General features: G+C 32.0%; 15 protein-coding genes. 1 reads left to right on the forward strand and 14 read right to left on the reverse strand.

Features of this window, described 5'->3' with window-relative positions; genetic code table 11:
- Positions 1-606: 606 nt before the first annotated feature.
- From ABH957_RS17670 to ABH957_RS17680, 3 genes are all read right to left on the reverse strand, one after another.
- Positions 607-1266, reverse strand: a complete 660-nt coding sequence (locus ABH957_RS17670; protein ID WP_404448860.1) for a CatB-related O-acetyltransferase — start codon at positions 1264-1266, stop codon at positions 607-609.
- A 764-nt stretch (positions 1267-2030) separates the two neighbouring features.
- The gene (locus tag ABH957_RS17675) at positions 2031-2180 is read right to left on the reverse strand and encodes a hypothetical protein (RefSeq protein WP_002069316.1); all 150 of its coding nucleotides are present in this window, start codon (positions 2178-2180) and stop codon (positions 2031-2033) included.
- 359 nt (positions 2181-2539) lie between these two features.
- Entirely contained in the window at positions 2540-4009 is a 1470-nt protein-coding gene (locus ABH957_RS17680; RefSeq protein WP_016102002.1) for an aminoacyl-histidine dipeptidase, read from the reverse strand.
- Positions 4010-4260: 251 nt separating this feature from the next.
- On the opposite strand from ABH957_RS17680, the gene ABH957_RS17685 reads away from it, so the two are divergent.
- On the forward strand, positions 4261-4650 hold the full coding sequence (locus ABH957_RS17685; protein WP_404511877.1) for a YxeA family protein: 390 nt from the start codon (positions 4261-4263) through the stop codon (positions 4648-4650).
- A 19-nt stretch (positions 4651-4669) separates the two neighbouring features.
- Here ABH957_RS17685 and spoIISB read toward each other — a convergent pair whose 3' ends face one another.
- The 11 genes from spoIISB to ABH957_RS17740 form a co-directional block, all read right to left on the reverse strand.
- The gene (gene spoIISB / locus ABH957_RS17690; protein ID WP_172798766.1) at positions 4670-4846 is read right to left on the reverse strand and encodes a stage II sporulation protein SB; all 177 of its coding nucleotides are present in this window, start codon (positions 4844-4846) and stop codon (positions 4670-4672) included.
- A 75-nt stretch (positions 4847-4921) separates the two neighbouring features.
- Positions 4922-5047 (reverse strand): hypothetical protein, encoded by a 126-nt coding sequence (locus ABH957_RS17695; RefSeq protein WP_000588711.1) that lies wholly within the window; start codon positions 5045-5047, stop codon positions 4922-4924.
- 112 nt (positions 5048-5159) lie between these two features.
- A complete protein-coding gene (locus ABH957_RS17700) occupies positions 5160-5900 on the reverse strand; it encodes a type II toxin-antitoxin system SpoIISA family toxin (RefSeq protein WP_113936499.1) in 741 nt (246 codons plus the stop codon).
- 337 nt (positions 5901-6237) lie between these two features.
- Entirely contained in the window at positions 6238-6975 is a 738-nt protein-coding gene (gene gpmA, locus ABH957_RS17705; RefSeq protein ID WP_404511878.1) for a 2,3-diphosphoglycerate-dependent phosphoglycerate mutase, read from the reverse strand.
- Positions 6976-7128: 153 nt separating this feature from the next.
- The gene (locus ABH957_RS17710; RefSeq protein WP_404511879.1) at positions 7129-7605 is read right to left on the reverse strand and encodes a MarR family winged helix-turn-helix transcriptional regulator; all 477 of its coding nucleotides are present in this window, start codon (positions 7603-7605) and stop codon (positions 7129-7131) included.
- A gap of 450 nt (positions 7606-8055) precedes the next feature.
- Complete coding sequence (locus tag ABH957_RS17715; RefSeq protein ID WP_002012925.1) at positions 8056-8469, reverse strand: VOC family protein; 414 nt, start codon at positions 8467-8469, stop codon at positions 8056-8058.
- A 118-nt stretch (positions 8470-8587) separates the two neighbouring features.
- A complete protein-coding gene (locus tag ABH957_RS17720; RefSeq protein WP_404490980.1) occupies positions 8588-9298 on the reverse strand; it encodes a class I SAM-dependent methyltransferase in 711 nt (236 codons plus the stop codon).
- A 105-nt stretch (positions 9299-9403) separates the two neighbouring features.
- Positions 9404-10165: an ABC transporter ATP-binding protein gene (locus ABH957_RS17725; protein WP_404511880.1), complete on the reverse strand. Its 762-nt coding sequence runs from the start codon at positions 10163-10165 to the stop codon at positions 9404-9406.
- Positions 10166-10177: 12 nt separating this feature from the next.
- Positions 10178-12517, reverse strand: a complete 2340-nt coding sequence (locus tag ABH957_RS17730; RefSeq protein ID WP_404511881.1) for an ABC transporter permease — start codon at positions 12515-12517, stop codon at positions 10178-10180.
- 6 nt (positions 12518-12523) lie between these two features.
- Positions 12524-13786: an MFS transporter gene (locus tag ABH957_RS17735; protein WP_269729734.1), complete on the reverse strand. Its 1263-nt coding sequence runs from the start codon at positions 13784-13786 to the stop codon at positions 12524-12526.
- Between the two features lie 46 nt (positions 13787-13832).
- Positions 13833-14468, reverse strand: coding sequence for a TetR/AcrR family transcriptional regulator (locus tag ABH957_RS17740; protein ID WP_404511883.1), 636 nt, complete (start codon positions 14466-14468; stop codon positions 13833-13835).
- Positions 14469-14811 lie beyond the last annotated feature (343 nt).

A 14811-nucleotide genomic window follows, 5' to 3' on the forward strand; every position in this document is an offset into this window, starting at 1 on the left:
TATATATCCTTTTATTTTTCAAAATAATAAGTCCTTTCATATTTTGGCAATACATAAAAATAGATATCAAACGGGATATATTGTATTCAATTTGGACATCCATTTTTAGGAATACACGTAATAGACCATCTAAGTAATAAATTTGTTCCCCGTTAAGATAAGAAAGCACTAGGTATTTTGTTAAGAAAACAAAATGAATTGCATAAAAAAATCCATTTTCGCTATCTCAAAAAAAGAATCATTGCTGCAGATTTTATAAACTGTATAATGGCTGGCTCATGCACAAGTACACATGTTGCTGCCCACTAGATACTTCAGGTGGATGCTTTTAGAGTATCGCTGAAACTTCTAACATATAAACTACCTTTTCTACCTCCGGGCGAGTAATTCGCGATGGAACACCTTGAAGGGAAAATGAAGAAACAATTTTGTTCAATCATTTGAATTATAAATAAAACATATTAAGAACTACTGGTTATATTTCTTAATTTTTCTTAAGATAATTTATAAAAACTAAACCATAATGAGGAGATTATTTCATAATTGTTTCTAGTACAAATAATAAAAAAACTACATCCTATATTGAATGTAGTTTTTCTAGCTGATTTATTTATTTTTCACTTCATTTTTATAAAAAGTAAATAATGGTTCAATGGCTGGACTAGATAAAAGAGGAATTACCTTCTCAATCAATTCTCTATCCCAATCAAACCAACGCATTTCCATTAGCATATTAATTTCTGTATCAGTGAACCGTTTTTTTATTTCCTTAGCAGGATTACCGCCCACTATTGTATATGGCGGAACATCTTTACATACGACAGATCCTGCCGCAACGATTGCACCTTCACCGATTGTAACGCCAGGCATTATTGTAGCATTCATACCAATCCAGGCATCACTTTTAATGACTGTATCACCCTTCGGTTCATAAGATTGTCCGATTTGCTCAGCGAATGGATACACTGTAATCCATTCAGCGTGATGATTATGATTCCCACCCATTAGAATGACAACTCCACTTGCAATACAAACATAATTTCCAATAATGAGCTTATCAAGATGCCAACCCATCTGTTCAATTGGATTGAAAAGTGTTTGGGACTTAGCATCGCCCCATAAATACCTTACACAACCATCTTCAAAATTTTGATTTCCATAATACCCTGAATAATAGGAGTACTCTCCTACTTCAATGAGTGGATTTGTTACTATATCTTTTAAATACTTTGTTTCAGACCAATGATTAAATAATGGATGCTTCATAACTATATTCCTCGCTTCTAAGTATTGTAGATTTTTGCAATTTCCTTAGAAGCTTAATACGACAGCGACATTTTTAAACTTTTTCAAACGACGAATCATTATCTTCAAGCCTTTCAGTTATAATGAAAAATCATAACGTAATAAATTACACAAGTCAAATTAACCAAGTTATAATAAATCCGAGAATGCGGACAAGAAAACCATTTTATATTTTTTTGAAACTCTTTATTTTTTTATTTAAATTACGGTACATGAAATTCACATGACACTTGTGTAGTAATACTTTCTCCTTATCAAGAGGATATAATATTACAGCAGCACTTTTACATAGGTGTAGCTTTTGAATAAAGTTTGATTAAATTAAATTAACTTAACTTAATAAACCTTGATAAAAGAGCGAATAGAAAAAGCGTGTTTTGAAAAAAAGATTGATCAAAACACGCTTTTTCTATATTCAATTGAATCATCCTTTTATAAAAAATTTTGATGATTTTTGTGAACATCACTCAATTAAAGCGCCCGACTGTGGTAGATACATTATCCTCAATTACTTCTTGGGATAGCGTCAGGAAAATGCGGATTTACAACGCTAAGAAAATGTCACTTATTAAAAAAGCCGATTTCCATCTCAAGGAATCGACTTTTTAGTTCATTAAGTAAGAGGTTTGAAAAAATAGCCTGTATATATTTGAACGATGAATAACTTACCTATTTTCTTGTGTTTGTTTGCATTACATAAAGAAAATTCAGAAAAACATAACGTATTATTTATCTGTTTGTTTTTGCTTCTTTTTCAAATACTCCGCACGCAATTTTTCAAGTTGCTGCTTTTTATCAAATTTGGCAGGCGTCTGTTTTTCATGAAACTTTGCCACAGCTGCCTGACCTTTGTAATCCAATTGATATTTCCCCACTTTGTTCACCTACTTTTCTTGTCTTTAAAGAGAATCTATTCAACAAATATAATATACCTTATTTTACTGAAGTAAACCTTATTAGTCAAAGGAACTTAAAGTAAAAAGCTTGATAATAAGGGGAAAACCAATCTAAAAAGTCGCTTTTCTTAGGTAAGGGAAAGCGACTTTTTGTGTAGTCTTATTCAATTAAATGGCCCGATTGTTGAAGAAAGAGATACTCTGCAAAATAGATCTTTTTATCAAACTTTATTTTAAATCAACAATAGGTAAATTTCTTGGCCATTATTTTGCTTCACATAAAATTCTATACAAAAAAGCAACCTATAAATTTAGGCTGCTTTTTATTCCGTCTTTTATTACTTAGCTAATTCTTTCGTTCCCTGCATTACATCAACGAAAAATCCCCAGTTATTCACAACAGAAGAAATACTAATATGTTCATCTGGAGTGTGAACATTAAAGATATCTGGACCGAATGAAATAGCATCTAACTCAGGCATTTTTTGAACAAATACACTGCACTCAATTCCTGCATGTACTGCGAAGATTTCAGCATCTTTGCTGTATTTTTCTTGGTGCACTTTTTCGAATAAATTACGGATAGGCGAATTAGGATTATATGGCCACTCTGGATATTCAGACTCTTTTTCAAATGTTGCCCCTACTAATTCCGCAATATACTTAATTTCATCTACAATATGTTGTTTTAAGCTACTTACAGAACTTCTCACTTCGCTTCGTAATTTAATCTCATCTTGCAGTGTTTGAATAACTCCTAAATTAGTTGAGCTTTCTACAAGACCTTTAATATCCATGCTCATACTTTGTATACCATTTGGAATTAAGAATAATGAAGAAATAAGCTGTTTTTGTGTTTCTTTAGAAAAGACTTTTTCCGCCTTTTCTTCTACTTTTGTAAGTGAAACATGAACATCCGGATCAACAGCACGTAGCTCTTCTTGTAACATACGTGTCCATGATTTTAGTTTTTCTTCTACTTGCTGTACATCTTCTGCACGTAATAAAATTGTAGCTACACTTTCACGCGGAATTGCATTTGTTTTTAAGCCGCCATGAACTTCACTCATATTAAACTGAATGTGAAGTGATAAATCACGTAAAACTCGTCCTAATACTTTATTCGCATTACCGCGTTGTTTATCAATTTCCAAACCAGAATGTCCACCTTTAAGTCCCCCAACATATAGTCGGTATGTGTCCATATCTACTGACGCTTCATCCCAAATCACTGAAATCGTTTCAACTGCTTTCGCACCACCTGCGCTACTCACTAGTAATTTATGATCTTCTTCAGAATCAATATTAATAAATATTTTTCCGTCAAAATGATTTGAATCAACAGCGAATGCACCGCCCATTGTCGTTTCTTCTTCAGTTGTAATAACAACTTCTAAAGCTGGATGCGGGATGTCTGTTGAATCCAATAATGCTAATGCATATGCAACGGCAATACCATTATCAGCACCTAAAGTAGTTTCGTTTGCATATAACATATCTCCAATAATCCTTAATTCAATTGGATCTTTCTCAAAATCATGAACTGTCGCTTGGTTTTTTTCACACACCATATCAGAGTGCCCCTGAATGATAATAGCTGGAACATTCTCATAACCAGAAGTAGCTTCTTTTTTTATAATGACATTTAACGCTTCGTCTTGAATAACTTCTAAATTACGTTCCTTTGCGAAACTCACTAAGTAATCACTAATTTCTTTTTCATTACCTGATCCTCTAGGAATCTTTGAAATTTCTGCAAAATGATAAAATACAGGGTGCTTTGTTAATTGTTCTAAAGTAGAATACATTTTTAAGCTCCTCTCCAATTGACAAAATAATATGTACGTCCTTTATTATTATACCATGATTCATTATTTTACTTTTATTTTAAGATTTCAAAAATTCATTATAACCTATTCATTCCATCCTCATATTTTTTAATTTATTGTAAATAAGCTATACTCTTACAAGATTGTAAGAGTGCTGTAATCAAAATCGATTTTTCTATTTAAAAAATAACCGCATACTTTAAATACATAATTTAAAGGAGATAATGAAAATGAAAAAATTTTTATCTGTTATTACACTAAGTTTATTATTTTGCAACTTAACTATCGGGTGCGAAAGAGCTTCTCTAAATAGAATCGGTAAGGATGTATATTACGTACAGATAAAAGGTGAAGGGTTTATTGAAAAGATAGAAGGTAGAAACTTACGGAACTACACATTGCCGGCATATGATGAAGATGGAGTAAGAAAACAAATTACATTTAGAAGTAAAAGACAATCAAACGATCAAAAATTAAATGAAAAGGCATTTTTGTGCATTTATGTAGACCAAGAAAATAAAGATAAAAATGAAATATCATCGATTGAAGTAAAATCCTATGAAGAAATTCAAAAAGCGGATTTACCTTTAAAAGTAAAAGAAAAGTTTAATGCAAAATAAAAAATACAGGAAAATGCTCTTATGCATTTTCCTGTATTTTTTTCACTCGAGTATATTTCGAACTATTACTATCCATAAGTTTTTCTAAACGATTTATATTTTCTGTTAATGCACCTTTCACAAGAGAGAAATCTGTATTTGATTCTTCTTTTTTAGTTTTAAAAAACGAAGATTTTTGAGCATTTACTTCTGCCATCTCTTCTCCCCCTTTTCAAAAAGATACAACCTTTTATTTATATTATATAGCAAATGCAGACAGAGTGTACACGTATCATTTTCTTTTTAATTCTTCTTCTAACTCTTCTATTTGCTGCAAAGTATCTCCTTTTATTAAAGAGAAATCTGTTGTATCTTCATTATCTTCTTTAAAAAAATCATTGTCATAATCTTTTATCACTACAATCACCTCTACGTGCTAGTGTAGGAATGATTGTCCAATTTTATACAAGCTTGTCTGAATTTGTTCTCCCTTTATGTATAGGTGAAAAGGACAGAAAAAGATTCTGTCCTCATTTACTAAAATAACTATGATGAATTGTTAAATTATATACATTTTCAAAATCTCGATCTTGAAGGTTATTTTTCTTCCCATCAATAACAATGAAAACATCACTAACTATTTTTGCTGGTATAATTCCGACATTTTCTACTTGCACCGCTTTCTGCTCATTCAATTGCTCGATGTGTTCTAATGGAACCATAATACTAAATTGAGAGCGGATACCACGAAAGTTTGTATTTAATTCCTTCACCGCTTCAAATACAACAATTTTCGCACCAATCTTTTCCCCATATGAATCTAAAAATGTGTTTAAGCTTTTTGTATATTCCTCTTCCGTATGCCATTCCATTGTCCCAAAGGCTGTTGGATTCACATTTTGAATAATTGTCGTATATATTTCTCCCCTTGCTTTTGAAGCAATTAATGACCTTTTAATTGATTGGACCGTCTTTCCAATATCGCTGAATTTTGCGCCCCATATTTCTGAAATATTTGGTGTCAAAATGAATGCAATATCAACGAAAATTACCATCGCAGTAAACATTAAAAGATTTTTCCAGAGGGTTAAATCTATTCCTTTTATCGTGAAATAAACTGTGACTGATGTTATGAACAAACCGTACCACGTTTTTCGAATTCGTTGTTTCTTCTCCTCGTACAACTCTTCATTTCTCCAATAAAAGAAAACAAGAACAATAAAGACGATTGCTAAAATAAATAAGCCAATTCGAATGTTAGAGATCGTCAATCACATCACCCTCCATTCCAAAACTACTCACGATACCATTACATGCACAAACAGCTCTCTTTATGACAAAAGACGTGGACAACCTTCTAAAGTTAGCAACATCGCATATACATTAGAAGCAGGCCACGTCTTTTATCCCGCATTAACGGGCAGTAAGCCCCCCACCTCAAAATTCAGCGAAAGCAAAGACGTTAGGTGCGGGATCAACTGCCCATAAAAGCCCGATTGGTGAAGGCTAATAATCAGTGCGGGATGAACACCCTCCACTGATTAAAGTTTCACTTTATCATGAATCTACATTGTATATGTAGACAAGCATGCGTTTCAAATTTTCATGTTAAAAAGAAATATGTTTCGGAATTTCCCCTTCAGGTACTTCTCCATCCATACTTAAGTAATAATGACGAATCGGACGTAATTTTTCATCTAACTCATAAACAAGCGGAATGCTAGTTGGAATATTTAATGAAACCACACCATCACTTGAAAGGTTGTCTAAGTATTTCACTAGCGAACGAATTGTATTACCGTGCGATGAAATAATTACTTTCTCACCACTTTTTAATGACGGTGCAATTTCTGAATGCCAATAATCAACTACTCTTTTCTCCGTATCCTCTAAACATTCAGTCAATGGGAATTCATCTTTTTTTAACGTTTTATATCTTGGATTGTTCGCCTCATATCGAGGATCATCTTCAGTAAGTGCAGGCGGTCTCACATCTATACTTCTTCTCCAAATATGAACTTGTTCATCTCCATATTTTTTTGCAGTTTCGACTTTATTCAATCCTTGTAGTGCACCATAATGGCGTTCATTCAACTTCCATGAGTTATGTATAGGGACCCAAGTGAGATCCATTTCATGCAGTACAATCCATAATGTACGAATTGCTCGTTTTAGTACCGAGGTATACGCAACATCAAATGTATATCCATTCTTTTTTAATATTGTTCCTGCTTCTCTCGCTTCACTTAATCCATTCTTTGATAAATCCACATCTGTCCATCCTGTAAATCGATTTTCAAGATTCCACAAACTTTGTCCGTGACGAATGAGCACAAGTTTTATCATTATAATTCCCCTCTCGGAAATATGAATTTTAAAATTTCAATACGTACACATATAAAGTTTTTGGCAATGTGAATTTTTTATCCATAGTTGCCAAATATACAGATAAAAATTTATGATTTTTCAAACTACAAAACAAGATACTGTTTCTATCTTTTATTCTACTGGTATTTCACGCTTAGACGTCCATGCATCAAGTCCTGAACGGCTATTTGCCATTTCATTCATAACTTGATGCCAATTTTCTTCACACGATTCGCCAAACTGTGAGAAAATAGCTCCCATTTGTTCTCTTTGAACATCGCTCAGTTTTTTCTCTAAGTCTGTTCCTTCTTCTGTTAAAGACAGCTGTTTCACACGACGATCATGTGCAGCTTCATTACTCTCAATAAGTCCTTTATCTAACAGTTGGCGCAACGGTCCGTGAAGAGCTTGTTTACTTATTTCTAAAAGTGATAACAGCTCATTTACACTAAGCCCTGGAAAACGAGCGATAAAAAACAGAATTCTATGATGTACACGCTGTATACTATACTCTTTTATTATTTCATCTGGTTTTTCTGTAAAAGTTTTATATGCAAAGTAAAATAATGCTAATGCCTCATTCATTTGCTCTTCTTTATGTTGTGTCATCTACTTTCCCCCTGTATGTAAATTATACCACAACTCAATTATGAATAATTTAGTTGGTATATTGAGCCTAATTTCTTCATTCTAAAACCAACAGATTTCAACTATTATATTTTTTGAAGGTTGTTTAATTCGTAAACCATACCTTCAAATAAAGTATCCAAATTACTTTTTAAAGACTTCTTCCAGTTAATGAATTCCATTACTAGATAAGCTAAAAAATTAAATTAGCAGTTTTATATTATATACAAACCTAAAGTTGTTATAAATACAACGGGTAGCTAAATCTATTTTAATCTTATTGAATAACGATGGTCTTTCTTCTTTAGTTATAACAATGAAACGTTCTTTAAAAACCAGTGACGTTTGTAAAACAAAAAATAAAAGGGATGATACATATTAATCTTGAATCATCCCTTTTGTTATGACGTTAATGTCACCATATTATTTTAATTATTCATCTCCAGCAAGAGTTAACTGCCAAGACACACCATACTTATCATTTAACCAGCCAAACTTTTTACTAAACGGATATGAACCTAAAGGCATAAGAACTTTTCCATCTTGTGCTAGTTTATTAAAAACGGTTTCGATTTCCTCTTCCGTATCACAAGTTACATAAAGAGACATAGCTGGAGTGAATGTAAAATCATGCTTTACATAACTATCAATACACATGAACTCTTGTCCATTTAGCGTAAAAGTTGCATGAATTACAGTTCCCTCTTTACCTGGTCCATTCTCATCATAACGAGAGATACTTACAATTTCTGATTGATTAAATAGCGATGTGTAAAAATTCATCGCTTCCTCAGCTTTGCCCTCAAACATTAAAAATGTAGTGATTTTTTGATTTGTGTTACCCATTTAGAGACATCCCCTTGTTATGTATTTATGCAAAACATACATCGGACAATAAAACCGAACGTATATTCTTATAAGTGTATTGTCTATAAAAACCATGAGTTTGTCAATTATCTATGTTTTATTTCTTCTTAAATAATGCTGTCCAAAGAAATGATTCTCCAAACATATTATTTGGTTGTTCAATTTGCTTCATTTTTCTAATTTCAATTACTTCAAATTCTTTAAATATCTCTCTTAACTTTTCTTCTGAATATGCAAGACCACCTTGCAAACTCCATCCTCTATACACATCCCAGTCCGTTATTTCCGATCCATTTCGCTCATTCAAATCACCTGCTGCAAAACATGTTAATCCGAAATAACCACCCGATTTTAATGAGTTTTTAACTAGATCAACATAATTCATTCTTCTATGTGGTGGAACGTGATGCAAGCAACCGGAATCATATACAAAATCATATTCATCTTGAAAATCCAAATTAAAAATCGATTCACAAACAAATTGTATTTCTATTCCGTTTTCTAATGCTCTCTCTTTCGCCCAATTAATACCTTCTATAGATAAATCTACTGCTGTTACATCAAATCCCTCACTCGCTAAATAAATTGCGTTTCTTCCTGGACCACATCCAAGTTCTAATACTTTCCCTTTTGAAACACTCTCTTTTTGTATATACGAAACTAGGTTCTCATCTGGAACATTTTCAAAAAACGGAACATCTTTTTCTCTATCCGCATAAAATTCATTCCAAAACGGTTCTGCAGGTCTTAATAATGAATCAAGCATTTTTAATATATCTTCTTGAGTGTGTAACGTTTCACTTTTCATTTATACCCCTCCATAATCAATAGTCAGAAAATTATTATATCTCTTTTTAAACTTTCAAACAAAGAAAAACTCCTATATTCAATAGGAGTCAAAAATATTATCTCTTTAAAATCCAAGTACAGTTAACCATTTTAACAACTGCTCTTCTCGCACCTTCAAATCATCGTTTCTATACTTACCCATCTGTATTTCGCTAACAATTTCTCCGTCCACCATAAAAAGAACTCTTTCTGTTTTAGCTGCTACCTTTACGTCATGAGTAACTAGCACAATTGTAGTTCCCATACGGTTTATATTTGCTAAAATATCCATTACTTCTTCTGTCGCTTTTAAATTCAAAGCACCCGTTGGTTCGTCAGCAAAAATAATATTAGGTTTATTTATGAGTGCTCTACAAATAGATACCCTTTGTAATTCTCCTCCTGATGCTTCAGTTATATTATTAGTTGCAATTTGACTAATTCCCGTTTTCTTCATCAATTCAAGTGCACGTTTATTTATTATTTTCCTGCTCTCAACTTTTGCTAAATACGCAGGCAAAACTATATTATCAAAAAGATTCAAATTTCTAAGAAGATTGCTCTGTTGAAAAATAAATCCCATTTCGCTGAGTCGTAAATTTGCTAACACCTCTTCTTTCATACATGTTATTTCTTTACTATCAACTTTCACACTTCCTGATGACATTTGATCCATTCCGCTAATATTATATAGTAACGTCGATTTCCCTGAACCAGAAGGTCCCATGACCGATATAAACTCTCCCTCATAAATCTCTAAATTTATATTTTTTAACATATGGTAAGTTTTATTTCCATCCATTGCGTATTTTTTATTTAATTGTTTTACTTCTAAAATTTTTTTCAAATTACACACCTCCTACTCCCCATTTAGCTTTAAATCATTTGTTTGTTTCACTGTAAAACTACTGAAAAGTGTTGCTACGGTCACAGATATAAATAAAATAGCTGGACATATTACATAAGAAATGATCGGATTAACAACAAACTTTATGTGAGCTGCTCCCATAAATGAACCTAACCAGCTTATTAGTGTTTCTCCAAGCGTAGCAGCTATAAATGTCCCTGTTAAAACACCTACTAATACTATAGAAATAGAACGAGTAACATATTGTATACGAATATCTTTGTAGGAAAAGCCGATACTTTTCATAATTAATATTTGCGAAGAATCTTTTACCAATAACATTTTAAAAAACATCGCAGTTATTAAAACCGATATCAATATAGCAATCAAAATTGCCACTTGTGTCACGAGTCTTAATTGTTTAATTGTCTCTCCTAAAGTTTGAGATAAATAATTATCCGTATCTGTTATTTTTGCAGAATTAAAATTTTGTTTATACTCCTTCACTTTTTCTTGTAGATTCACTTTGGGTTTCATATCTACATTTACTACGTACCATAATATATTTTCTTTATTATAAGAAAAACTCGCTTTAGCTGTTTTTCCTCCATTCGTTACATCTTGATATATACCACTAATAGTTAGCATTTTCTCTTTTCCTTCTACAAATAAAACGATTTCATCCCCTATATTCTTTTTTAATTCATTTGCGTTCATATAAGAGAGAGCGATCTCATTTTCATTTTTTGGTGCCATACCTTTAACATATTCTATTGGAAATTGAGCGAAATCTCCCACTTCTACATTTAAGTTTTCATGTGTACCATCAGCTTTCACCATTTTAAATGTACTCGTTACAAATGCTGCATATTTTTCTACCTCTTCATCGTTTCCGACATACGATATAACATCATTAAACCGTTTTTCTATATTTTCAGATTGCTGTAAATCTATTCGTATATCACTCTTTCCTGTTCCCATATAATTAACAAATTGCGGTGCCTGAATCGTGTACAAAAAGTTAACCGGTACAACAATCATGAACACTGCAATAATTAAAACGATACTTAATACTCGATATAACTTAAATCTTTTCACTACATCTTGTATACCAATAAATATATTTACATTTGTAATTTTAGTTTGATAGAGAGAACAAAATCTTCTAATCTTTCTTTTTCCTAGTTTATCTCTTGATCGTAAAGCATCTATTGCTGTAATTCTCCTGAAATCCCGCAAAATGATGCGGCAAAAAAGGATAACGGCTAGAAATAACAATGTTGTGACTATCAATGGCACAACATAGTATAAAATACTTTTATTAGCTGTCCCCATATAAAGTGCGATGTTAGAGGTAAATATTTTTGTAACAAATAACGAAAGGATATATCCACATATACATCCGATAGCTGAAATAACAACATATTTTGTTACATATAGTTTTTGAATATCTTTACTTTGAATGCCTATAGCTTTCATAACACCAATTTCCCGATAATCTTCTTCCATTGAAGTCATAATCGTAAATCTAATACATAAAATCGCGATTAGCATTAATAATGCACTTATTATGATAAGCACTGCAGCTATTATTCCATCTGTTAATGAATTGAGTGTTTTAAAGAGTGAATACGTAATAGAGGGACCTTTTTGAGGTAAGTTTGATGACTGGTATAAAGTTTCAAATTCATTTATTTTATTTAAATCTGTTAGCTGGAATTCAATAAGATATTCACTTTCTCCAAAATTCCCCTTTATTCTTTCGAAGTCATCATCGCTTATTACAAATCGTTTTGAACTAACAAGTGATGGGTTCATTTGAACATCACGAACAAATGCCGAAATAGTAAATTCTAGCTCATTATTATTTTTAACAACCCAAATTTTATCTCCAATACGCAAATTATATTTTTGCATATAATAAATTGGTACACCTATTTCCCCTTTCCTAACATCGATCAATTCATTATTTAAATCTAATAAAAAGTCAAAAATAGTATTTTGCTTAACGAAGCTAATGTCCATTACACTATTATGTTCCGCTTGATTTTTCTTCTTTATAAAAATGTTAGATCCGCCTATTTGAACCATCTCTGCTGTTTGTTGTTTTTTTACAAAAGGAGTTTGCGCTACAAATGAATCAATTGACTTTTGGTTTATTTCTCCGGCATGCATTTGTACGAAGTGCGGTGCGTTTGATACTTTAAACAATTGATCCGTTGAGTTCAATAGATTTATAACGTTACTTGAGGCACTTGCGATTAAAAGACTTGATAAAATGATAAACATAAATAGAATGGTAATTATCATTTTATTTTGAGAGAAATCTCTTTTTAACATTCTCCTAATCATATGGAGCTAGTTCCCTTCATTCCATAATATTTTCTTCGTCACTATCGCTATTATTATCATTATGAAACTAATAACTAATATAGGTAAATAAATTTTCATACTGAATCCTTCAAACATAAAACCATAAATGACTTGCCCAATTGGTGCCATACATTGAGATACCGCAGTTATAATTGCCATTACTTTTCCTAGGTTTTCATTTGGTGTTTTCTTTTGGACTACAGTAATCACATAGATGGATACAATTGTCACGATCATTGCAATTAGAATAGAAGAAAGTATAAAGAGGATAAATGGTGGATAGTATCCTAAATTAAGAATAACTGGCGTAACTGATAGTGCCATTGGTAGTACTAATAAAGCTATTAAAAGCATCCAGTAATACAATGTTTTCATCTGTAGCTTTTTCGCAAAAAAACCTATTGATAATGCACCCAAAATAGTAGCAAAATCGATCAATCCCATTCCAATTCCGTATAACGTGTCGCTACTTTCCATTGTTACTCGTATAATAATTGGAGCACCAACAACAAATAGCGGTGTAAGTATTAAATTTAGTAATGCAGCTAAAAGCATAGATTTCAAAATAAATGGTTGTTTTAAAACATATATAAATCCTTCTTTCATATCCTTTACAATTGTCGGTATTATATGGCTTTCTCGTGCTCTTTTTATAAAAGGTATTTTAATAAACATTTCTAAAATCGCAGATAAAAAGAAAGCAAGACAACTTATTATTACGAGCATTTTCAAACCAATTATGCCGTACAGTATTCCTCCTAATACAGGAGCAACTATATTCGATAATGCTTGCACACCATTTACGATACCGTTCGCTTGCTCTAACTTATTCTCTGGAACTAATTGCGGAATACTCGCCATTACAACAGGTGAATACATTGCACTAACGACTGCTAGTAAAAACATAATTGTTCCAATCAATATAATAGATACAGGTCCAGTAAATAACAAAACTATAAAGCTTAATACAATCGCAGCGTTGATAAAGTCAAAAATAACCATTAAATTACGGCGATTGAAACGATCTGCTATCGCTCCGCCGAGAGGAGCTAGTAAAAACGGAATACTCGTTACCGCATATAATCCTGCGAATATATCAGCACGCCCTGTTATATCTAGCACATATAATGACAGGGCAAAACGTAAAAGTGTTGAACCTAAAATAGTAATGATTTGTCCACTCACCATTAAGTGAAAATCTTTCATCGAAGACCTTATACTAGCTGACATACTTATCACACCTTTCATTCGATTCAGACCGACTGTCGGTCAATAATATCCAAACAGAAAATTACTATTTCTGTTTGATTAAAACCTCCACCATGTAATCAAAGGCTCCCTCTTTCGCTCCAACAGATGCTTCCATCATTTTGATATAAGCTTTAGCCTTCCTCATCATTTCTTCCGGCTTCCACTGGAATAAACCCTCATCAAATATGACTTGTGCTGAAGAGAGTAATAATTCAATCGTTTCTTGTGGGTATGGAGTAGAAAATATGCCTTCAGCGATTCCTTGTTCTAAAATCTCTGCTAAAACAGGAGATAAATGAATAATTGATTGTACTATACTTTTTTGATGCATTTCCGCATTATTTGGCTGATGAAATTGTTCAATCATTTTATCTTTTACATCTCCTGATTTTGGTGATTGTTCCATTAAAACTCGAAATAACTTATCCAAAACTGGGATATTAGGGTTAGAGACAATTGCTTTCGCTTTAGCAACATCAGCTTTAATAATCCTCATAATAATTTCATCCATTACTTCTTCTTTCGACTTAAAATAATGATAAAACGTCCCCTTTGCTATACCAATCTCTTTTAAAATGTCATTTACTGTAGTTTTCGTATACCCTTTTGTAACAAACAAACGTTCAGCAGTTTCTAAAATTTCATTTCTACGCTCCCCATATTCTTTTACGATCCTCATTCATGTACTCCTTCCTACGGACCGACTGTCGGTTTATTTAAAGTATATGTTTAGTATGTGAAAAGTTTCCTGTTATCGTACATATACAACAACCTACTTTATATTTCCTTTATGAATTTTAAAATTTATTTTTAATACGGTGAATGAAATTTTAAAATTTCATTTTTGGTATCCCCTGTAGAAAGACATTAAAGTTATTAAATTTTAAAACCGCAAACACGCATACCCCCGTCCTAAAATTAAGATGGAGGTAAAATAAAGTTGTTTAATTTTGGATTTAAAAAACTTCCCTATACGAAATTTATAATAAATTCATTTAAAATTCTAAATTACATCCCATAAT

It is taken from the genome of Bacillus sp. RC242 (assembly GCF_044908245.1).
GTDB classification, from domain to species: Bacteria; Bacillota; Bacilli; order Bacillales; family Bacillaceae_G; genus Bacillus_A; species Bacillus_A mycoides.